This is a genomic window from Martinezella calliandrae (genome assembly GCF_030272695.1).
Lineage (GTDB): Bacteria > Pseudomonadota > Alphaproteobacteria > Rhizobiales > Rhizobiaceae > Rhizobium > Rhizobium calliandrae.
This window is the reverse complement of the sequence record NZ_JARFYN010000069.1, coordinates 1-19,952: the sequence shown is the minus strand read 5'-3', so window position 1 is coordinate 19,952 and position 19,952 is coordinate 1. Positions and strand designations below refer to the sequence as shown.

20 protein-coding genes and 1 pseudogene are annotated in these 19,952 nt (G+C 59.3%); 13 read left to right on the top strand and 8 right to left on the bottom strand.

Translation table 11 applies throughout. The features are described from left to right. The first annotated feature begins 2 nt into the window (after positions 1-2). From PY650_RS31820 to PY650_RS31800, 5 genes are all read left to right on the top strand, one after another. Entirely contained in the window at positions 3-1,160 is a 1,158-nt protein-coding gene (locus PY650_RS31820) for a Gfo/Idh/MocA family protein (protein WP_285883869.1), read from the top strand. Next, positions 1,157-1,828 carry a D-lyxose/D-mannose family sugar isomerase gene (locus PY650_RS31815; RefSeq protein WP_285883868.1) on the top strand — a complete coding sequence of 224 codons (672 nt, stop codon included), beginning with the start codon at positions 1,157-1,159 and terminating at the stop codon, positions 1,826-1,828. Before PY650_RS31820 ends, PY650_RS31815 begins: the two co-directional genes overlap by 4 nt. Beyond that, positions 1,828-2,886 carry a carbohydrate kinase family protein gene (locus PY650_RS31810; protein ID WP_285883867.1) on the top strand — a complete coding sequence of 353 codons (1,059 nt, stop codon included), beginning with the start codon at positions 1,828-1,830 and terminating at the stop codon, positions 2,884-2,886. Before PY650_RS31815 ends, PY650_RS31810 begins: the two co-directional genes overlap by 1 nt. A 109-nt stretch (positions 2,887-2,995) precedes the next feature. Further along, entirely contained in the window at positions 2,996-3,784 is a 789-nt protein-coding gene (locus tag PY650_RS31805; protein ID WP_285883866.1) for an L-iditol 2-dehydrogenase, read from the top strand. 82 nt (positions 3,785-3,866) lie between these two features. Further along, positions 3,867-4,877 carry a zinc-dependent alcohol dehydrogenase family protein gene (locus PY650_RS31800; protein ID WP_285883865.1) on the top strand — a complete coding sequence of 337 codons (1,011 nt, stop codon included), beginning with the start codon at positions 3,867-3,869 and terminating at the stop codon, positions 4,875-4,877. A 28-nt stretch (positions 4,878-4,905) separates the two neighbouring features. Here PY650_RS31800 and PY650_RS31795 read toward each other — a convergent pair whose 3' ends face one another. From PY650_RS31795 to PY650_RS31775, 5 genes and pseudogenes are all read right to left on the bottom strand, one after another. Then, entirely contained in the window at positions 4,906-5,925 is a 1,020-nt protein-coding gene (locus PY650_RS31795) for a LacI family DNA-binding transcriptional regulator (protein ID WP_285883864.1), read from the bottom strand. Positions 5,926-6,080: 155 nt separating this feature from the next. Beyond that, positions 6,081-6,395 carry a hypothetical protein gene (locus PY650_RS31790; protein ID WP_285883863.1) on the bottom strand — a complete coding sequence of 105 codons (315 nt, stop codon included), beginning with the start codon at positions 6,393-6,395 and terminating at the stop codon, positions 6,081-6,083. 224 nt (positions 6,396-6,619) lie between these two features. Continuing rightward, positions 6,620-6,850, bottom strand: a complete 231-nt coding sequence (locus tag PY650_RS31785) for a cupredoxin domain-containing protein (protein ID WP_432761609.1) — start codon at positions 6,848-6,850, stop codon at positions 6,620-6,622. Continuing rightward, a pseudogene (locus tag PY650_RS37550) lies at positions 6,777-7,006 on the bottom strand (hypothetical protein); the annotation flags it as partial. The gene PY650_RS31785 and the pseudogene PY650_RS37550, both read right to left, overlap by 74 nt. Before the next feature lie 98 nt (positions 7,007-7,104). Continuing rightward, the gene (locus PY650_RS31775; protein WP_349644535.1) at positions 7,105-7,722 is read right to left on the bottom strand and encodes a 5-formyltetrahydrofolate cyclo-ligase; all 618 of its coding nucleotides are present in this window, start codon (positions 7,720-7,722) and stop codon (positions 7,105-7,107) included. Positions 7,723-7,905: 183 nt separating this feature from the next. Between PY650_RS31775 and PY650_RS31770 the strand changes: the two genes are divergently transcribed. The 5 genes from PY650_RS31770 to PY650_RS31750 all read left to right on the top strand — a co-directional run bounded on the left by PY650_RS31770 (position 7,906) and on the right by PY650_RS31750 (position 14,249). Beyond that, entirely contained in the window at positions 7,906-8,838 is a 933-nt protein-coding gene (locus PY650_RS31770) for a LysR family transcriptional regulator (protein ID WP_285883861.1), read from the top strand. Between the two features lie 418 nt (positions 8,839-9,256). Then, entirely contained in the window at positions 9,257-9,733 is a 477-nt protein-coding gene (locus PY650_RS31765) for a (2Fe-2S)-binding protein (RefSeq protein ID WP_285883860.1), read from the top strand. After that, a complete protein-coding gene (locus PY650_RS31760; protein WP_285883859.1) occupies positions 9,730-10,713 on the top strand; it encodes an FAD binding domain-containing protein in 984 nt (327 codons plus the stop codon). Before PY650_RS31765 ends, PY650_RS31760 begins: the two co-directional genes overlap by 4 nt. After that, positions 10,710-12,998, top strand: coding sequence for a xanthine dehydrogenase family protein molybdopterin-binding subunit (locus tag PY650_RS31755; protein ID WP_285883858.1), 2,289 nt, complete (start codon positions 10,710-10,712; stop codon positions 12,996-12,998). Before PY650_RS31760 ends, PY650_RS31755 begins: the two co-directional genes overlap by 4 nt. 261 nt (positions 12,999-13,259) lie before the next feature. Further along, entirely contained in the window at positions 13,260-14,249 is a 990-nt protein-coding gene (locus PY650_RS31750; protein WP_285883856.1) for a potassium channel beta subunit family protein, read from the top strand. A 211-nt stretch (positions 14,250-14,460) separates the two neighbouring features. Here the strand turns inward: PY650_RS31750 and PY650_RS31745 are convergent, their stop codons facing one another. The 3 genes from PY650_RS31745 to PY650_RS31735 form a co-directional block, all read right to left on the bottom strand. Continuing rightward, positions 14,461-14,670, bottom strand: coding sequence for a dodecin (locus PY650_RS31745; RefSeq protein WP_285867629.1), 210 nt, complete (start codon positions 14,668-14,670; stop codon positions 14,461-14,463). Between the two features lie 168 nt (positions 14,671-14,838). Continuing rightward, entirely contained in the window at positions 14,839-15,837 is a 999-nt protein-coding gene (locus PY650_RS31740) for an ABC transporter permease (protein ID WP_285883855.1), read from the bottom strand. A gap of 41 nt (positions 15,838-15,878) precedes the next feature. Further along, positions 15,879-16,664: an ATP-binding cassette domain-containing protein gene (locus tag PY650_RS31735; protein ID WP_285883882.1), complete on the bottom strand. Its 786-nt coding sequence runs from the start codon at positions 16,662-16,664 to the stop codon at positions 15,879-15,881. A gap of 195 nt (positions 16,665-16,859) precedes the next feature. Here PY650_RS31735 and PY650_RS31730 point away from each other — a divergent pair, with 195 nt between their 5' ends. From PY650_RS31730 to PY650_RS31720, 3 genes are all read left to right on the top strand, one after another. Continuing rightward, positions 16,860-17,840, top strand: a complete 981-nt coding sequence (locus PY650_RS31730; protein ID WP_285883854.1) for an NAD-dependent epimerase/dehydratase family protein — start codon at positions 16,860-16,862, stop codon at positions 17,838-17,840. A gap of 46 nt (positions 17,841-17,886) precedes the next feature. Beyond that, positions 17,887-18,876 (top strand): substrate-binding domain-containing protein, encoded by a 990-nt coding sequence (locus PY650_RS31725; protein WP_285883853.1) that lies wholly within the window; start codon positions 17,887-17,889, stop codon positions 18,874-18,876. A 408-nt stretch (positions 18,877-19,284) separates the two neighbouring features. Continuing rightward, entirely contained in the window at positions 19,285-19,524 is a 240-nt protein-coding gene (locus PY650_RS31720) for a hypothetical protein (protein WP_285883852.1), read from the top strand. Positions 19,525-19,952 lie beyond the last annotated feature (428 nt).

Below are 19,952 nucleotides of genomic sequence, written 5' to 3'. Positions count from 1 at the left end.
CCATGACAAGAATATTCCGCTTCGGCGTGATCGGCTGTGGGCTGATGGGGCGCGAGTTCGCGAGTTCTGCGGCGCGCTGGCTGCATTTGGTCGATGTGAAGGCGCGGCCGGAAATCATCGCCGTCTGCGACACCAATGCGGCACTTCTGGACTGGTTTAGGGACAATGTGCCGTCGGTCCGACAGTTCACTCCCGACTATAAGGAACTCCTGGCCAATCCTGAGGTCGATGCGATCTATTGCGCCGTGCCGCATGCGCTACACCAGCAGTTCTACATCGATATTCTGAAGGCCGGAAAGCACCTGCTCGGCGAAAAGCCGTTCGGCATGGATGCTGCCCAGAACCGGGAGATCATGGCGGTTCTTTCCGAGCATCCCGAACTCCTGGTCCGCTGCTCGTCGGAAATGCCCTTCTTTCCCGGAGCGCAGAAGGTCATCGCGCTCGCCGAAAGTGGGGAGATGGGAGATATCCTCGAAGTGGAAGCGGGTTTCCTGCACTCCTCTGATATCGACCGGCAAAAGCCGATCAACTGGAAACGCATGGCCGATATCAACGGCGAATATGGTTGCATGGGCGATCTCGGCATGCATGTGCTGCACGTGCCGCTACGGCTTGGCTGGCGTCCGCAAACCCTGCACGCGCAACTGGTCAAGAAGGTCACCGAGCGCCCGGACGGCAAGGGTGGAATGTTGCCCTGTACTACCTGGGACAATGCCACGATCAGCACCCGCGTCAGGACGAAGGGCCAGGATTTTCCAATGGTGCTGAAAACCTGGCGCATCGCGCCCGGTGAATCCAACACATGGTACATTCGCGTCCTCGGCATGAAGAAAAGCGCCTTCTTCAGCACGAAGTCGCCGCGCCAGTGGCGGTGGATGGACTATAACGGCGGCGCCCAGGCTTGGAGCACTGAGGATATTGGATACGGCTCGCTTTTTCCAACGATCACCGGCAAGATTTTCGAATTCGGCTTTACTGATGCTATCCAGCAGATGTGGGCGGCCTTCGTCGATGAGCTCGCGGGGGGAAATGCAAACGGCTTTGGCTGCGCGACACCTGCCGAGGCGCAGGCCCACCACGCGGTCCTGACCGCGGCGCTCAAATCCGGCCGCGACAATATCGTGGTGCCGGTCGACTATGAAGGAGCGACCGCCCTATGAAGCGTTCCGAGATCAATGAAGCGCTGCGGCGCGCAACGAAGACCCTCGAACATTGGCGATGGTCGCTGCCGGAATGGGGCTATTGGGTAGCGGCGGATTTCGCCGCCAATCCGGAAGCGGCACGCTATCTGCGCGCTCATCAGTTGGGATGGGATGTCACTGACTTCGGTTCAGGCCGGTTTGCCGAATGCGGCCTCGTGCTGTTTTGCCTACGCAACGGCATTGTTGGAGTTGAGGGCGAGCGCACCTATGCCGAAAAGCTGCTTTTCGTCGAGGAACGGCAGGAGACACCGACCCACCGCCACGCGGCAAAGATGGAAGACATCATCAACAGGGCCGGCGGCGATCTCGTCATCGAATTCGCGGCAAGCGGCCCCGACGGCAATGTACTGCCGGACGATGTGACCGTTCCGGTGGATGGCTTGCCGAGGAAGCTTGCCGTTTGGGAGCCGCTGCTTCTATCTCCCGGCCAGAGCGTAACGATCCGTACCGAGCTCTATCATCGCTTCTACGGTCGAAAGGGCGGCGGGCCCGTGTTCGTCGGCGAGGTCAGCCAGGTCAATGACGACAATAGCGATAATTACTTCCTGGAGCCGATCGGGCGCTTCGCGGCGATCGAGGAGGATGAGCCGCCTCTCAGACCCCTTTGGAACGAGGCAGGTGGCTAATGCGGACCGGGGAGGAGGTTCGCTGCAGCGAAAAGAAAGACAAGGGAGGCATTGTTTGCGCGGGAAACTTCATCGTCGACCGCGTGCATACGCTGTCCCACTGGCCCGGGCAGGGTAATCTCGCGCATATCCTGCATCAGGATGTGGGCGTCGGAGGAGGTGCCGCCAATGTGGTCACCGACTTGGCCTCGCTTGGCTTTCCTGGAAAGCTCGCCGCGGCTGGTTGCATCGGCGCGGACGCGGATGGAGAGATCGTCAGGGCCCGCCTTGCGGCCGCAAGCATCGATATCGGCCGCCTAACGCCGCTTGCCGACCAGGTGACGGGACACACGCATGTCATGAACGTGCCCGGTCAGAACCGCACCTTCTTCTATCATGGCGGCGCCAACGATGCGGTGACGGACACGCTCGTGTCACCTGCAGTCTTTGCGGGCGCTGGCTACAGGCTGTTCTATCTCGGCTATCTGATGTTGCTGCCCGGTCTCGACCGGATCGGCCCGGACGGCCGTTCCGGAGCATCGCGCCTGTTGGAAACCGCTCGTCGCGCGGGGCTCACCACCTGCGTGGATTTCGTGTCGAGCGAAGATCCGGAATTCGCCGCCAAAGTTGGTGTCGCTCTGCCCTATTGCGATTTCCTTATCATCAATGAGCTTGAGGCAGGGCGGGCAGCCGATGTCACCGTGCGTGATGCGAAGGGAGAGTTGATCGAGGCGGCCCTTCTGACTGCCGGCGAGCGGTTGCTGGCAACTGGTGTCGTCAAAGCCGTTGTCATCCATGCGCCGGAATTCAGTTTCTGGTTTGCACGCGGTGCTCCGCCGGTCGTCACGCGGTCGCGATCCGTCGATCCGGGCAACATCGTCAGTACCGTCGGAGCCGGGGACGCCTTCTGCGCCGCTGTGCTTTACGGCCTGCACGAGGACTGGCCCATCGAGCGCATTTGCGCCGTCGCCCATAGTGCGGCTGCCCGTTGTCTTGGAGGCATGACAGCCACCGACGGTATCCCCGAGATGGCGGTCCTTCTTGAGGACGCGAAGGAGATGGTCCTAGTGTCCCATTAACCGTCCTCTTTGGGACAGGGTGGCACAATCAGGATCCAAGTAAGAACTGACGACTTGAAGCTATGCGTAGTAGCGGCCGTGGTGGTGCGGCGAATGAGGAGTTGACGCAATGACTTTTGTGCAGACATCTCGACTGTCCGAAAAGGTGGCATTGGTCACCGGAGGCGCCAGCGGCATCGGCAAGGCTGTTTGTGAACGCTTCGCAGCCGAAGGCGCGAAGGTCGTCGTGGCGGATCTGGATGGCAAAGGATGCGCTGGGGTCGCGAAGGCGATCGGGCCTGCTAGCTGGGGTGTGGCGCTCGACGTGACCAGCCAGGAGAGCATCGACGCCGCCGTGGCCTTTTCGATAGAGGCGGCCGGCAAGATAGACATACTGGTGAACGCCGCCGGCATTTACGACGCCCAATCCATCCTGGAGATTTCGCGCGAGCGCACCGCCACGGTCTTCCAGGTCAACATCGAAGGCGTAATTTTCATGACGCAGGCGGTTGCCCGGCATATGGTGGAGAGAGGCGAGGGCGGACGCATCATCAACTTTTCCTCTCAGGCCGGCCGTCGTGGCGAGGGACCTGCCGTGGCATATTGCGCCTCCAAAGCGGCCGTCATCAGCATCACCCAAAGCTGCGCCCTGGAACTGATCCGCCACGGGATCAACGTGAACGCCATCGCTCCCGGCGTGGTCGATACGCCGATGTGGGACGTCGTCGATGCGAAACTTGGGAGCCGCGAAGGTTTGCAGCCCGGTGCGGTGAAGCGCCGTGTGGCCGCCGGCGTCCCCGCCGGACGATTTGGCACGTCCGAAGAACAGGCAGCCATGGCTGCCTTTCTGGCTGGGCCGGATGCGGCATATATCGTCGCGCAGTGCTACAATGTCGATGGCGGCAATGTGATGAGCTGATCGTTCTGTCCGGACCTTCCAAGGCCCGTGCCGGGTGGGTTCGCCATTCTGCGATGTGAAATCGTAAGCGAGGAGGAGAGGAATGAAGTCTGTCCGCTTGGAGTCGATCGGATCGATGACGATGCACAGCGTCGAGAAGCCGGTTGCCCGGCCGGGCGAATTGCTCGTCCGTGTCCTGGCTGCCGGCATTTGCGGCTCCGATCGCCATATGTTCAAGGGCGAGTATCCGACGGCTATTCCGGTCACGATGGGCCATGAATTCTGCGGCATCGTGGAAGGGGTCGGCGATGAGGTCGCGGGTTTTGCCGGCGGCGAGCTCGTGACCGTGGATCCGAATATTGCCTGTGGCCGCTGTCATGCCTGCGCACGCGGGCGGGTGAACCTGTGCGAGAATTTGACGGCGATCGGCGTGACACGAGACGGCGGCTTTGCCGAACATGTAGCGGTGCCGCATCGTCAGGCATTCATGCTGCCTGCCAATCTTAATCCTGTGCATGGCGCTTTCTGCGAGCCGCTTGCCTGCTGCCTTCATGCCATCGACAAGGCGGAGATCCGTCCGGGCGAGAGCGTTGCTATCCTGGGAGGGGGCGTGATCGGCCTGCTTATGGTGCAGTTGGCCCGCTTGGCTGGAGCAAGCCAAGTAATATTGATCACACGGCAGCTCTCGAGACGGCAGACCGCGCTGCAGGTGGGAGCGACGCATGCCTTCGACCCAACAGCCTCGGACGCGGTCGCAGCCGTTCGAGACGTCTCTCATGGTGGTGCCGATGTCGTCATCGAATGTGCCGGTGTTGCCGACACATTGCGGACCGGTCTACGAATGGCGCGGCGCGGTGGCACCTTCGTACTTTTCGGAGTGACGCCTAGAGGTGTCGAGGTGCCCGTCCTGCCTTTCGACCTGCTCGTCAGTGAAGTCGACATAAGGCCGGCTTATCTCAATCCGTTCACCCATTCGCGGGCAGCTGCATTAGTCGCGAGCGGGGCGTTGGAGCTGGATATGCTGGTGACCAGAAGCATTGGTCTCGAAGAGGTCGCGGAAGTGGTGGGCAGCGCGCCATTGCCGGGCGAGATCAAGGTCATCGTCCGACCCTAACTTGGGTCACGCCGTGGTTCGTTCTGCCTCAAATACGGACGGGGCCAGTGGAATCGCGCTCGATCAAAGTAACCGGCACCTTTACGACGGCGGGCTGCCGGGATTTGTTGCCCGCCTGATGTTCTTCGATCAGCGCTTCGAGCCGCTGTGCCGCCAGTTGCCCGACATCGCGGATGGGCTGTGCGACCGTTGTTAGCCGCGGAAAAACATAGGCTGCCTCCGGCAGGTTGTCGAAACCGATCACCGAATAATCGCGCGGAACCGAAAAACCGCGATCCTGGATGGCGTGGATGGCCGCAATTGCCGAAATATCGGTCGTGCCGATGATCGCCGTGATCTCCGGATGCTCTGCCAGCAGATCCCGCGCCAGCGGATAGGTTGCCGCGAAGCTGTGCTCTTCGGCCATCGTCACTGCGGCAGGCGCGATGTCGTATTTCGCCATTTCCGCCGAGATGCCCCGGAGGCGAAGCTGCACGGGCTGGCTATGGGCCGGCGCGCCGACGATGGCGATCGACCGGTGGCCGAGGTCGATCAGGTGACGCGCCAACAGCCGACCACCTTCCTCGTGATTGGCCATCACCGCATCGTCGGCAATGCCGCCGAGCTCGCGGTCGATCGCGACGATCGGAATATGGGCATCCCGCAGGATCTCGAAGTGCTCGATGCTGCCAAAGGCACTTGCCACGATGACGCCATCGACGCGCTGGGCAAGCAGCATGGACATGTAGCGCGCCTCATGATCCATGTTTTCGGCAGTGCTGCAGATCAGCGTTTGATAGCCGTGTTGGAACAATTCCTGTTCGATGGCATGGGCCAGGATACCGAAGAAGGGCACGTCGATCGACGGCAACATCAACCCGATCATTCGGCTTGGTGCACCGCGAAGCATGCGTGCGCCCTTGCTAGGCGTGTAGTTCAGTGTGCGAATGGCCGCTTCCACACGGTCCCTGAGTTCGGGCGAGGCATAGCCGCTATTGTTGAGCACGCGCGATACCGACGAGACCGATGTTCCCGCGAGTTTAGCGATATGTCTGATGCTGGTCGTCACCTGCTCGTATTTCTTTCCCGGGGGCTTCGGACAGTCACGAGACGAGCTGCGGAAATTCACCCCACTTCGCCATTGACTTAACCATCAGCAGGGCTCGGCATCAAGCGCGCTGCGAGCAATTCGAAGACCCTTGTGCCGGTCGTTGTCGCGGAGATTTAAAGCGCAAGTACTCTGAAATACAGATAGGCCGCGAGACTGACGGCCGAAAGCGCCACCACGGGAATGGGGCGGAAAACGCCCTTGATTATAGCTGCGAGCGCCAATCCGAGCAGGACGATCGCTCCTCCAAGCCAGGGGCCCTTGTCGCCGACGGACAGCGCGAAAGCGGAAAGGCTGACGGTTGCAGCAACCATCGTCACCGGCATCTGGTTTTCAAGCAGCTCGGCGCGGCTTGTAAATGTAAGCAGAAATCTGTTCCAGCTCAGCCCGAGGGAAAAGCTCAAAAGCAGAAAGGGGAGAACATACAGCATCGAATATATTGTCTCTTCAGGTATCCGAGATACCGAAGCAATCCCTATGCCAACGTCTGGAAACGACAATCCTTGAGGGCAAGCCGAGGCGAGGGAATGAAACTATGCTGGTTTGGCAGGCGGTTTGCTGTTTTGTTCGGCAATCAGCAGCTCGATGGTCTCAAATGCGAACGCAGCCTGGCCGGCGGGCCGTGGCGATCGCCGGAGACCTATTCGGGAATTGACTATTCGGCCACGTCCAGGAGGCCGCGCATATTCGGGTGAAAGCGGCAGTAATAATCCACGGTGCCCGCCTTGGTTACCACCGTCGAGGCCGACTGATGCGGTTGAATGACGACATCGAACCTTCCGTCTGCAGTCGCCGTATGCGCCATGATGTCCCTATTGACCCACCTTATCGTGTCGCCGGCGGTGGCGTAGCCGGTCGCAGCGCCTTCCGGCAAACGGAAATGCATTGAGGAGCATCGGGCCGATGCGGTCGTCGATGTGCGTACGCAGCAGCTGCCTGGCGCGGTGAGGGATCTCACCGTCGCGTGCTTGATACCTAAAGGCTCGGCCGTTACTTCGACGCTCATGCCCTCGATTACCGTGGCAATGGAAACGAGGCGAAAATCAGATTTGCTGCCTTCATTTTCATCTCCGCTCGGAGATTGGATGCAATGCCTTGGAAAAAATTCCCAAAATTCTCAAGGTTCGGGTGCGCGGAAGTTCATCGATATCGCACCGCCGCGTCTGTGACGATCACATCCATCGCAATGTCGTGGGCGAGGGGATGGATGGTATTGATCTTTTGCGATTCGAAGCCAACGCCAATAGCCAGCGGCTTGCGGTCGAGATGAGCCAGCGTCCTGTCGAAATAGCCCCCGCCGTAGCCAAGCCGGAAGCAATTTCTATCGAAGCCGACGAGCGGCGCTATGACGACATCGGGGATAGCTTGCTTGCCGTCGGCCGGCACCGGTATATTCCAGATGCCGCGTTCAAGCCGCTCGCCTATTGTCCACGATCGAAAAATCAGCGGCGTGCGTTTGGCGACAACCACGGGCAACAGGGATGTCGCGCCGCGGCTCGTCGCGGCAGCCATCCATCCGCGAAGATCGGGTTCTCCCAGAAATGGCCAGAACATGCTGATATTTCGGCCGGCGACGTCGGCAATCACGTGATTGAGATAGTTCGCAATCAAGCGGGTAAATTCCTGGCGCTGGGTCGCCAGCAGGGATTTCCGTTCATCGACTAATCTTTGACGCTCTGTCTTACGCCATGCCCGAATGTCTGAGGGGGCAGCCTCGCCGGCCGAAGTCGGATCGTAGGCTGGTTCGATCTCATGCATCAGGCACGCTGGCGATGCGAATTCAGAGGGCGCATCGTTCGTATCTTTCTGATCCGACATGGTTATCTGCATTCCTCAAATCGCGCTGTGTGCGGTCCGCCATCGAAACCTGCTTGAGCTCAATCAATCGTTTTTGTATAGAGAATTATATGTGAACTTAATTCTGGAATCGAGATTTTTCCGTTGGACCTTTCGTCGATCGAGATATTCATTGCTGTCGCCAACGACCGCAGCGTTACAAAGGCTGCCAAGGCGGTCGGACGCGTGCCGTCGAATGTGACAACGCGCATCCAGCAGCTTGAGGAAGACCTTGGCGTTTCCCTTTTCTGCCGGGACGGCAAGAAGATGACATTGACGCGCGAGGGCGAGACGTTTTTTGCCTATGCCAATCGGCTGACGGCGCTTGCGCTTGAAGCACGCCAAGCCGTTCGGCCGATCGCGCCGTCGGGAACACTGCGTGTGGGCACGATGGAAAGTACAGCGGCGAGCCGGCTGCCGGCGGCGTTGTCGCAGTTCAACCAGATGTGGCCTGATGTTTCTCTGTCCCTGACGCTGGGTGCGTCCCGCGATCTCAGTCGTAATGTTTTGGCCGGAGTCCTGGATTGCGCGTTCATCGCCCGTCCGTCCAAGGCGATGTTGGAGGAAGAGCCGGATTTTGACGCCGAACTTAAGATGCTCGAGATGGAGCCGATCTTTGTCGAGGATCTAGTGATCGTGCTGCCGTGCGGCCATCCATCGATCAAGTCCGCTGCCGATCTCCATGTTGGTTCGCTTGCCGCGTTAGAGCCTGGCTGCACCTATCGCAAGATCGCCGAAAATTGGGCTCGAAAATCAAGCGCCCTGCAGACGACCGAACTTGGGTCCTACCACGCGATCTTGGCGAGCGTTGCGACCGGGAACACGGTAGGGGTTATGCCGAGATCAGTCCTTAATCTCATGCATTGGCCGACGAGCGTCCAGACCCACTCACTCGGACCCGTCGAGACGCTTCTTGTCTACCGCAAGAACGATTGCCCGAGCGTTTTCAACGCATTCCACGAAGTCCTCATCGCTACGAGGGGCAGAGATTCTCGGCTCTCTGCAAACTGGCCGGCGTCTCTTTCTGTCCAGTCGTAATATCTCCCTGCTGCGGATACCGCCCGTTCGCCGCATCCCGTTCTGATGGACGGGCGCTGACACGCCGACAACTTGCCACCTCAAGCGGCATGCAAAAGACCGTACGGCGATACGCGGTTGGCTCGGCGCGAATATGTAGCCCCATGCGCGCCGACGATGCTGTCTTCGCCCCGGGCGAGGTTGAACGCTGCTCCAAAGAAAAGAGACTTGACGAAGTTCAATAAGCCGCTAGTTTAAACGGAGGCGCCTCCGGTTATGTGGGCGCGTTTCACTTCCTAATCTAGACACTTCCAGGATGTCATTGCCGAAACCTCGTCGGCGCGTCCCTTGGAAAATACAATTAGTCTTTGGTCGCCGGTCGGCCAGTCCCTTGTAGAGGCCGAAATTTTCATTCTCGTGACGAAGGCAGGAGCTTTTCATGACACGAACAATCCATCTCACGCTCGATATAAACGGGAGGCGCCACGAACTCGATGTCGAACCCCGCGTCACCCTACTCGACGCGCTGCGCGAACATCTCGCGCTGACAGGCACAAAGAAAGGCTGTGATCAGGGCCAGTGCGGCGCCTGCACCTGTCACGTCGACGGCAAGCGCGTGCTCTCTTGTCTGACACTTGCCGCTCAGGTCGAAGGTCGGCAGGTCAGCACCATCGAGGGGCTGGCGGGCGAAGACGGCGATCTCCATCCGGTTCAGGCGGCTTTCATCAAAAACGACGGATTCCAGTGCGGCTACTGCACGCCGGGTCAAATCATGTCTGCGGTTGCCTGCATTCGTGAAGGCCATGCGGGTTCTGATGAGGAAATTCGCGAATACATGTCCGGCAACCTTTGTCGTTGCGGGGCCTACAACAGCATCGTCGCGGCAGTGCGCGAGGCGGCGGAGACGGCCCGATGAAAAGCTTTTCCTATATCCGCGCCACCTCCGCTGACGAGGCGCGTAGCGCCGCGCTCCAGGCTGGCGCCATGCTGCTTGCTGGCGGCACGACGCTCCTCGATCTTGCCAAATGCGGTGTGGTCGGACCCGAAACCGTCATCGATATCACCCATCTGACTGGATTCGACGCAATTGTCGTGAATGCCGAGGGCGCCACGATCGGCGCGCTTGCCCGGATGGGCGAGGTGGCCGACCACAAGGATATCCGCGCCGCCTTTCCGGCGGTTTCGGAATCCTTGTCGCTTGCCGCATCCGCGCAGCTTCGCAACATGGCCACGATCGGGGGCAACCTCCTGCAGCGAACCCGCTGTTCCTATTTCCGCGATCCCGGCGCCTTTGCCGCCTGCAACAAGCGCAATCCGGGCTCCGGCTGTTCGGCGATCGGCGGCGTGACCCGCAATCATGCCGTCCTCGGCACGAGCAACGCTTGTATTGCCTCATATCCAGGCGACCTAGCGGTCGCACTGACCGCTTTCGATGCGCTGGTCGATCTCGGCGGCCGGAAGGTAGCGATCGACGATTTCTTCTTGGCGCCCGGCGGCGCGCCGGACAAGGAGACGATCCTCGAACGCAGCGAGATGATCGCCGGTATCGTCATCCCAGCCTCCGACACCGCAAGAAACTCGACCTATCTCAAGGTCCGCGACAGGCAATCCTATGATTTTGCGGCGGCAAGTGCTGCGGTTGGCCTCGCCTTCGAGGCGGACGGTAGGACTGTGCGCGACATCCGTATCGCCCTTGGTGGAGTAGCCACCAAACCCTGGCGGGCCCGTGCCGTCGAACGCGCGCTCGTCGGCAAGGTTCTCGATGCGGCAACCATCGACAAGGCCACCCGCCTCGCCATGGACGGGGCCGTCTCGAATGGTGGCAATCACTACAAGATCGAACTCGCGCCGCGCGTCATCAACCGCGCCATCTCAAAAATTGGAGGTCTCGCATGACCATTATGGAACCCCGTAAACACGGCGACGCCTCCGACGGTACGATCGGCGGCCGCCAGTCCCGCTTCGAAGGCAGCATGAAGGTCACGGGTTCCGCGACCTATGCGCTGGAATATCCGGCCGCAGGACTCGCCCACGCTGTTTTGGTGCAGAGTACCATCCCTGCCGGCCGCGTCGTGAAGGTCGATGCGGTGGCGGCGCTTGCCGCACCAGGCGTGCTGATGGTGCTGACGCCGGATGACGATCTTGGCCTCGTGACAGCTACCGACTGGTACGGCAATCGACCCGAGGGAAAGCCCTACTATCCGCTGCCGCGCGAGGTTCGTTTCAACGGCCAGGCGATCGCAGCTGTCGTCGCGGAAAGCCGTGAACAGGCCGCTGAAGCTGCCAAGCTGGTGAGTGTCACCTATGAGGAGACCCCGTCGATCGCGAGCCTCGATGATCCGAATGTTGGTGAAGGCAAGGTGATGGACAACCTCACTGCCGCTTGGGGCGATGCCGAAGCGGCGCTTGCCGCAGCACCCATCATGGTCGAAGGCGAATACCGCACCCCGCGTGAATATCACGTCGCGATGGAGCCGCACGGGCTGACGGTAAAATGGGACGGCGATCAATTGACTGTCTGGGAGCCGAGCCAGTGGTCGCATGGAATGGCGCGCACCTATTGCGAGTGGTTCGGTATTCCCTTTGAGAATGTCCAGTTGATTTCACCCTTCATCGGCGGCGGTTTTGGCTCGAAGGGTGGGGCTCTGGCCTATGGTGCGGTAGCGGCCTTCGCGGCAAGAAAACTTGATCGGCCGGTGAAGCTCGCCGTCACGAGAGCGCAGAACTTTACAAGCTATGGCGGCCGCGCCGCGACGCGTCAGACAATCAAGCTCGGAGCAACGCAAGACGGCATCCTGCAGGCGATCGTTCATCGCGGCGCCAGCGAAACGTCCACCTATGCGGACTGGCCAGAGCAGACCGGGGCCGCAACCCCGATTCTCTACAAAGTGGAGAATTTTTCGTCGCAGCATCGGGTCGTGCCGGTCAACACCGTCACGCCGGGCGCGCTCCGCGGTCCGGGCAAGAACCCGAGTGCTTTCGGCATCGAAAGCGCCATGGAGGAACTGGCCTATAAAATCGGCATGGATCCGCTCGAAATTCGACTGCAGAACTACGCCGATCATGATTACCAGTCGGGAAAGCCCTGGTCGACGCGACGGTTGCGTGAGGCCCTGATCGAGGGTGCCGAGGCCTTCGGCTGGTCCAGGCGCAGCCACGCGCCGCGTTCCATGCGAGACGGACGCCAGCTCGTCGGCTGGGGCATTGGCTGCGGTACGTTTCCAGTCATCCGGGCGCCGAGCGAAGCTCTCATCCGCATCCTTGCAAATGGTAGGGTCGAAGTCGTCAGCGGCGCGATCGACATGGGACAGGGAACCTACACCATCCTGGCCCAGACTGCTGCTGATATATTCGGTATTTCGATCGATCAGGTGGATGTCCGTCTCGGGGATTCCCGTTTGCCGGGTTCGGCGATCGCCGGCGGCTCGATGCTGGCGGGTTCCATTATGGGAGCCGTGCACAAGGCGGCGACTGCTGCGCGCGACGAGCTCATCGGGCTTGCGCTCAACGACGCGAACTCGCCGTTCCGGGACACGGGGGCGAATACGCTGAACTTCAGCGATGGCCGTGTCACTGCCCCGCGCGGCGAAGGGCTTTCGCTTACCCTGGCGGAGTTGATGGGCAGGCTCAAGCGCGCGGAGATCGAAATCCGGCGCGACACCTTGCCGGAAGGGGCGAGTGCCCAGGATCACCATCAGGCCTGGACCACCTTGTCGAAGGTTCAGGGTCCAACCATGGGCGACTATTCCATGCATAGCTGGTGCGCCCATTTCGCCGAGGTGCGGGTGGATGAGGATTTCGGCACGGTGCGGGTGTCCCGCATCGTCTCCGCCTTCGATTGCGGCCGGCTCTATAATCCCCGGCTGGTCGAAAGCCAGTGGCGCGGCGGCATCATTATGGGCATTGGTCAGGCGCTGTTGGAAGAGGGCGTGGTCGACATGCGCAACGGCCGGACGGTCAACAGCAATATGGGCGACTACCTCGTGCCGACGAACTCGGACATACCGGACATCCAGGTGATCTCGGTCGGCGTGCCGGACTACAACGCCTCGGCATTGGGCGGCAAGGGCGTCGGCGAAGTCGGTATCGTCGGTGTCGCGCCGGCGATCGCCAATGCGGTGTTCCATGCGACCGGCAAACGCATACGCGATCTGCCGATCACGTTGGACAAGCTCATGTAACCGCACAGCCGAGGATGATGGGGCCTGTGTCTGGATTCTATCATCCCTGGCTTTTGTGGCGAGAGACGGCCTGAAGGCAAGCAAGGGGTCTCGTCTCTGGTCAGGTCCTCCAGACCTGCAGTATGACCGGGCGATTATACATCTGGGCCAGAGCGTCAATGCCTGGCGCCATTGCTTGCGGGCCTATTGGAGGAAGGCGGTTGTCTTTGCTGTCGCCATGGGCCTATGGTGCCCCATCTGTTGTCTCTAGGAATTTGCGCTATGGAATATCGTCGCCTTGGAAAATCCGGCCTGAAGGTCAGCGAGTTCTCGTTCGGATCGTGGGTTACCTTTGGCAGGCAGGTCGAGGGCAGTGATGCCGTCAGTCTGATGGCCTACGCCTATGACAATGGCATCAATTTCTTTGACAATGCCGAGGGTTATGAGAGCGGAAAATCCGAAATCGTCATGGGCGAAGCGCTGAAAACGCTCGGTTGGAGCCGGGACAGCTTCATCGTTTCCAGCAAGGTGTTTTGGGGCGGTCAGAAACCGACGCAAAGAGGCCTGTCGCGCAAGCATGTTACAGACGCCGCTCATGCTGCGCTGAAGCGCCTGCAGGTGGATTATCTCGACCTTTATTTTTGCCACCGGCCTGACATCGATACTCCGATCGAAGAAACCGTACGTGCGATGCACGATCTCGTCACCCAGGGCAAGATTCTCTACTGGGGCACGTCGGAATGGTCAGCCCAGCAATTGACTGAAGCCTATGCGGTGGCCCGTGATCTGCGGATCACGCCTCCGACGATGGAGCAGCCGCAATACAATATTTTCGAGCGCCAGAAGGTTGAAGGCGATTACCTGCCGCTTTACGATCTGATCGGCTTAGGTACGACGATTTGGTCCCCGCTTGCATCGGGCGTTCTGACCGGCAAGTACAACAAGGGAGTGCCCAACGACAGCCGCATGAACTTGCCCGGTTATGAATGGCTGAAGGAACGGTGGACGAGCGAGGCCGGCCGGGCTCGGCTTGCACAGGTGGCGGAATTGGCTGATCTCGCGGACGAGGTCGGCATTTCGATCACCCATCTCGCTTTGCTCTGGTGCCTTTCCAACCGCAATGTGTCGACGGTGATCCTCGGCGCATCGCGTATGAGCCAACTCGAGGACAACCTGGCCACGCTGGCACACAAAGACAAGCTGACCCCTGAGGTGTTGGCTCGCATTGACGCCATTGCTCAAAACAAGCCGGCCGCTCCGCAGCGATTTTGACCGCGGCATTTCAGCCTTCTTGAAAATTGGAACTCGCCGGCGCGGCGGCTCCAGTGCGGATCGATTGCATGCGGGCGCTACCGGTGAGGGGTAGCGGCCGTGTTTCAGCTTGGTCGGCGTCGACGCGGCCGGCTTGCTTTCGATTAATTTCGTTGCATTCAGTTATTAATCCACGGCTTTAAGTTCCGCAAGGAACCGTGTCGCGCATGCATCAATCATCGATGCGAAAACCGACCTTCACCACCACCTGATAGTGCGCTATCTCGCCATCCTTGATATGCCCTCTGATCTGCTCCACTTCGAACCATTCGAGGTTTCTCATGGTTTTCGAGGCTCGCGAAATCGCTGTTTCGATAGCCTCGGTCACCGAGGTCTTGGAACTGCCGATAAGTTCGACCTTCTTATAGACGTGATCGCTCATATTATCCTCCCAGGCTGGATTAGAACTGCTTTTTACAGGCTCTCCCGTACCGCATTTTCCATGGTCTTCTCGCAGAGCTCTGCTTGGTGGCGCCGTAAGCGGAACTTCTGGTTTAAATTGACGATCGGCTCATCTCCCATCAAGGTTGAAGGTTCCGTCGCAGGGTCCCTATTCGCTCTGTTGAAAGTTGCGGATGCGGTCGAACAGGACGGCAAGCACGATCGCCCCGCCGATGAACGTGCCTTGCCAGAAGGCGTTGATGCCGAGCAGGCCGAGACTGTTGCGGATCACTTCGATCAGCGCGGCGCCGACAAGCGCGCCGAAGGCGGTGCCGGCGCCACCGGCAAGATTGGCTCCGCCGATGACGGCGGCGGCGATCACCTGCAGTTCCATCCCGGCGCCGATGTTGGTGGTGACGGCACCAAGCCAGCCGGTTTGAACGATACCAGCGACGCCGGCCGACAAAGCGGAAAGCATATAAACGGCGACTTTGATCGTTCGCACGGGAACACCGGTCAGCGTGGCGGCATACTCATTGCCACCGATGGCAAAAACGTAGCGACCGAATCTGGTCCAGCGCAGCACGAAGCCAGTCAGGAGTGCCAGTACGATCATGTAGATCACGGGATTTGCAATGCCGAAGAGCCAGGCGCCGCCGCCGAGCGAGAGAAGCTTGTCGTGGTCCGGTCCGAATTGAAAAACGACGGTGTTGTTGGACGCGACCATTGCCAGGCTGCGGGCGATCGACAGCATACCGAGCGTGACGACGAACGGCGGAAAGCCGACATAGGCGATCATGACGCCGTTGAAGGCCCCCACGACAAGGGCCGTACCAATGGACGCGGCGATGCCCGTCAATATCCCGTAACCGGCATGCATGACGACCGCGAGCACCATGCTGCAAAGGCAAAGTACGGAGCCGACAGACAGATCGATGCCGCCCGTGATGATCACGAGCGTCATGCCAAGCGCGATGATCGCCACGAAGGTGACATTGCGGGTGATGTTGTAGAGGTTGGTGGACGTTGCGAACGAACTGGTAGCGAATGACAGGAAAATGCAAGCAAGGATGACGGCGATCATCACCCAAAACGTCTGGCTGCCGAATATGGAGGCGAGGAAACTTCGCTGTTTATGTGCGATCGTCTGATCAAGAGTGATTGCCATGGTCGACCTTCGCTGCTTTCGATACCGGCACGGCCTATTGATTATACTTGCTCGATCGCGCCGGTGATGAGCCCTGTGACTTCCTCGGGGGAACTCGCCGCGATCGGTTTGTCGGCGACTTTCCGCCCGCGCCGCATGACAATCACCCGATCCGCGACGGAAAAGACATCCGGCATGCGATGGCTGATCAGGATAACCGCGATACCACGGTCCCGCAGTTGGCGGATCAGAGCCAGCACTTCAGCCACCTGCCGAACGGAAATGGCGGCGGTTGGTTCATCCATGAGCACGAGCTTTGCCTCCGCCAGCATCGTGCGGGCGATCGCCACTGCCTGCCGCTGGCCGCCAGACATCTGCTTCACGAGGTCGCGTGGGCGCGTCTCGGATTTCAGCTCCTTGAAAATTTCGCCGGCGCGTTTGTACATCGCCTTGTAGTCGAGGATCCGCAGCGGGCCGAGACCGAGACGAAGCTCGCGCCCCAGAAAGACGTTTGCGGCAGCCGTCAGATTGTTGCAGAGAGCGAGATCCTGGTAGACGATTTCGATGCCGCGCTGTCGTGCTTCAACCGGCCGATACAGGATAAGATCCTCGCCATTGAGGCTCATTGTGCCGTGGCTCGGCCGAAAGTTGCCGGCGATCATCTTGACCAGCGTTGACTTGCCGGCGCCGTTGTCGCCCATCAGCCCAACGACTTCTCCCGCGTGCAATGAAAACGAAACATCGTTGACCGCCTGGATGGCGCCGAAATGTTTTGAGATGTTGGCAAGCTCAAGAACTGCCACCAGCCGTCTAGCCTCCCAAAGTCGCAGGCTCGCTCTTTCCCGAATATATTCGTTTCGATTTGAGCTGCGTTTCGCTTGCCGGTTTCTTCTCCGGCAGGCGTTGCCAATATTTACTCAGAACCGCGCGAAATCGTCAATCAGATGTTCCTAATTTACTGTCTTCCCTACAATTATTGATTTGTAGTACAATTCCGCTGACGCGCGGGGATATCTGTATATTAGCTGTGGCGGAGGGGGAGCATGTTAATCCTTGTCACCGGCGCAACGGGTAAGGTCGGGCGGCACTTTATTGCCCGGTTGCTGGACGATTCACGTTTTTCAAAGGCGCGCATCCGCGCGCTTTGCCATAATCGCACGTGCCCGGAAACAGAGCGGGTTGAGGTTACACGCGGCTCGATCGCCGACCGAAAAACAGTGGCCACAGCGCTTACCGGTGTCACCCATGTCGTGCATCTCGCGACGTGCAAGGAAACGCCCGCCGACGTCATGGACGTCGCAGTCAAGGGGCTTTTCTGGCTGCTCGAGCATTTTCGCACCAGCGCCACTGCGCGCCAGTTCATCCTCATCGGCGGCGACGCCGGGATCGGCCATTTCTACTATCGCCACGAAGCGCCCATGACCGAAACTACGCCGCACCGGGCCTATCCGGGCTGCTACGCACTTTCGAAAGTGCTGGAAGAGGTGATGCTGGAGCAATTCGGCATCCAATACGGCCTCAACGGCTGCTGCCTGCGCGCGCCCTGGATTATGGAAAAGGATGACTTCAAGTTCACGCTGTCGTTCGGCAACGACGTTTTCGGCGGACCTGATTGGAAGACGTATGTCCCGCGGGCAGATGCGGAGCGTTATGCCAAGGACGGCACGGTTCCCCTGCTGCGCGACGCGGACGGACGGCCGTTGAAGCGCAATTTCGTTCACGTCGAAGACCTTTCCTCGGCGATCCTTTCTGTCATCGACAATCCGTGCACGAAGGGCGAGCTTTTCAACATCTGCATGGATCGACCGGTCGATTATGGCGAAGTCGCAGCCTATCTCGCGCACACACGTGGCCTCGCTTCCGTTGATATAGCTAGCCAGTTCCATTCGAACTGGATGGACAACAGCAAGGCCAAGTACCTGCTGAACTGGAGCCCGGTTTACGATCTGGAAATGCTTATCGACTCGGCCTGGGAATACGAGCGCTCGGAGGAGGATCCGCGCATCGTCTGGTATCCGGGTTGATCACGTGGCGGGCAGTAGCGCCCGCCTTTTTCAAAGGGAGGAAGCCATGAGGAAGGCATTGTTGCTTACAGTCGCGGTATTGGCGCTTACCGCCGGGCAAACCCTGGCAGCCAAGAAACAGCTTGTCATCGTCGTGAAGGGTTTGGACAACCCCTTCTTCGAAGCAATCAACCAGGGTTGCCAGAAGTGGAACAAGGAAAACGCGAACTCCGAATACGAATGTTTCTACACTGGTCCGGCCTCGACCTCTGACGAGGCCGGTGAGGCGCAGATCGTTCAAGACGTGTTGGGCAAGGCCGAAACAGCAGCGATAGCCATATCGCCGTCAAACGCCAAGCTCATCGCCCAGACGCTGAAGACGTCCAATCCTAAGGTTCCGGTGATGACGGTCGACGCTGACTTGGCGGCCGAGGACTCAGCGCTGCGCAAGACCTACCTTGGAACCGACAACTACCTGATGGGTGCGCGCATCGGTGACTATATCAAGAAGGCCATGCCGAGCGGCGGCAAGATCTGCACGATCGAAGGCAATCCCGGTGCCGACAATATCCTTCGCCGTGCACAGGGGATGCGTGATACGCTGACAGGTAAGAAAGGTCTTACCGCACTGAAGGGTGAGGGCGGCTGGACGGAAGTCGCAGGTTGCCCGGTGTTCACCAATGACGACGGCGCCAAGGGGGTCCAGGCGATGACGGACATCCTGGCAGCAAATCCAGATCTTGTCGCCTTTGGCATCATGGGTGGCTGGCCGCTGTTTGGCGCACCGCAACCCTATCGTGATTTGTTCAAACCGATGGCCGATAAGATCGGCAAGAACAAGTTTGTGATTGGCGCCGCGGACACAATCGGTGACGAAGTGGCGATTGCCAAGGAAGGCTTGGTGACGGCGCTCGTCGGCCAACGGCCGTTCGAGATGGGTTACAAGGCGCCGAGCGTAATGATGGACCTGATTGCCGGCAAGAAGGTGGCAGATCCAGTCTTCACCGGGCTCGATGAATGCACGAAGGACACCGTCGATACCTGCATTCAGAAATAAAAGCTGCAACCGGAGCACGATATGTCCCCACGCTCCGGTTGACGATGTCCCGCTGGAGTGGAAGAGGTGACTGGGGCGACCGGATAAGCCGGTCGCCCCAAAGAGGCGAACTCGAAGATTTTTGTGACAGCCAAGTCTCCCGAGGCTACAGTCGCGCCGGGAGCCGTATTGTAGTGTATCGGCATCCGAGCATGGCCCGTTCGGATCAAAATTCCAATAGACGTGTTGCGTCGAATCTGCCGCGTTAAATGCCCTGAAATACATCTCGTATTAAAACGCTCACCTGTCGAAGTCTGGGAGTCGTCTGGGATGTGTGTTGAAAGTGAAAATTGGATTTTCCTGCCATCTGAGACGCCCAAAGGCAGACTCAGAGTAATATCCGCTTGGAAGTTATTACGGGATATATTGATGGCCGCCGCGTTCGCCGCCGTTTGCGCGGCCGTGCCAACAGAAATGGCTGTCGCACAACCAATCTCGGCAGAGCAGCGCTATCACAATGTCATGAAGCCGTCTGATGCAAAAAAGGAAATGGCGAAGAGCCAAAACGCGACTTCTACAAAACTTGTAAAACCAATTTATCTCGGGGTGGCGGCCTACATTTGCACACCAAGCGGATTTGGGCAGCCTTCAAAATGCTTTTTGCGATGAGTGGCTTTCCTCAGCTGCGGCCTTGAGCACCGGCTCTGCGAGGAACGCAGACTGAACAGACCGTCGGTTCAGCCCTGAAAGCCGGTTTGGCAGATTCTCAAAAATGGGAAACCCGGTTTGACGATCTCTTTTGGTTGTGGGGGCGTCCGCCGTTATCCAGCACGCACATCGAGGCGCAAAGGTCCCAGCCTGGCTGACTGAGTTACTGAGGCGCAGGCCATACAAGGTCGCCGCCATTGCGCTGGCCCAAAAAGATGGCGCGCATTGTTTGGGCTCTTCTAGTGAGAGGGGGGCCAATTCCATAACACGGCGAACGAAACAATTGCGGCCTAGTACTACAGTTGCGTTTGATCTCTTGATTTATAGTGAGCGATCATTGCAGACGCTTGATGCATGCGCCGCCAGAGTGACCATGCGAAGATAAAACG

Coding starts and splice junctions, on each gene's coding strand:
- PY650_RS31820 (WP_285883869.1), top strand. CDS start 3: ATGACAAGAATATTCCGCTTCGGCGTGATCGGCTGTGGGCTGATGGGG.
- PY650_RS31815 (WP_285883868.1), top strand. CDS start 1,157: ATGAAGCGTTCCGAGATCAATGAAGCGCTGCGGCGCGCAACGAAGACC.
- PY650_RS31810 (WP_285883867.1), top strand. CDS start 1,828: ATGCGGACCGGGGAGGAGGTTCGCTGCAGCGAAAAGAAAGACAAGGGA.
- PY650_RS31805 (WP_285883866.1), top strand. CDS start 2,996: ATGACTTTTGTGCAGACATCTCGACTGTCCGAAAAGGTGGCATTGGTC.
- PY650_RS31800 (WP_285883865.1), top strand. CDS start 3,867: ATGAAGTCTGTCCGCTTGGAGTCGATCGGATCGATGACGATGCACAGC.
- PY650_RS31790 (WP_285883863.1), bottom strand. CDS start 6,395: ATGCTGTATGTTCTCCCCTTTCTGCTTTTGAGCTTTTCCCTCGGGCTG.
- PY650_RS31785 (WP_432761609.1), bottom strand. CDS start 6,850: ATGCATTTCCGTTTGCCGGAAGGCGCTGCGACCGGCTACGCCACCGCC.
- PY650_RS31775 (WP_349644535.1), bottom strand. CDS start 7,722: ATGCATGAGATCGAACCAGCCTACGATCCGACTTCGGCCGGCGAGGCT.
- PY650_RS31765 (WP_285883860.1), top strand. CDS start 9,257: ATGACACGAACAATCCATCTCACGCTCGATATAAACGGGAGGCGCCAC.
- PY650_RS31760 (WP_285883859.1), top strand. CDS start 9,730: ATGAAAAGCTTTTCCTATATCCGCGCCACCTCCGCTGACGAGGCGCGT.
- PY650_RS31755 (WP_285883858.1), top strand. CDS start 10,710: ATGACCATTATGGAACCCCGTAAACACGGCGACGCCTCCGACGGTACG.
- PY650_RS31750 (WP_285883856.1), top strand. CDS start 13,260: ATGGAATATCGTCGCCTTGGAAAATCCGGCCTGAAGGTCAGCGAGTTC.
- PY650_RS31745 (WP_285867629.1), bottom strand. CDS start 14,670: ATGAGCGATCACGTCTATAAGAAGGTCGAACTTATCGGCAGTTCCAAG.
- PY650_RS31740 (WP_285883855.1), bottom strand. CDS start 15,837: ATGGCAATCACTCTTGATCAGACGATCGCACATAAACAGCGAAGTTTC.
- PY650_RS31730 (WP_285883854.1), top strand. CDS start 16,860: ATGTTAATCCTTGTCACCGGCGCAACGGGTAAGGTCGGGCGGCACTTT.
- PY650_RS31725 (WP_285883853.1), top strand. CDS start 17,887: ATGAGGAAGGCATTGTTGCTTACAGTCGCGGTATTGGCGCTTACCGCC.
- PY650_RS31720 (WP_285883852.1), top strand. CDS start 19,285: ATGGCCGCCGCGTTCGCCGCCGTTTGCGCGGCCGTGCCAACAGAAATG.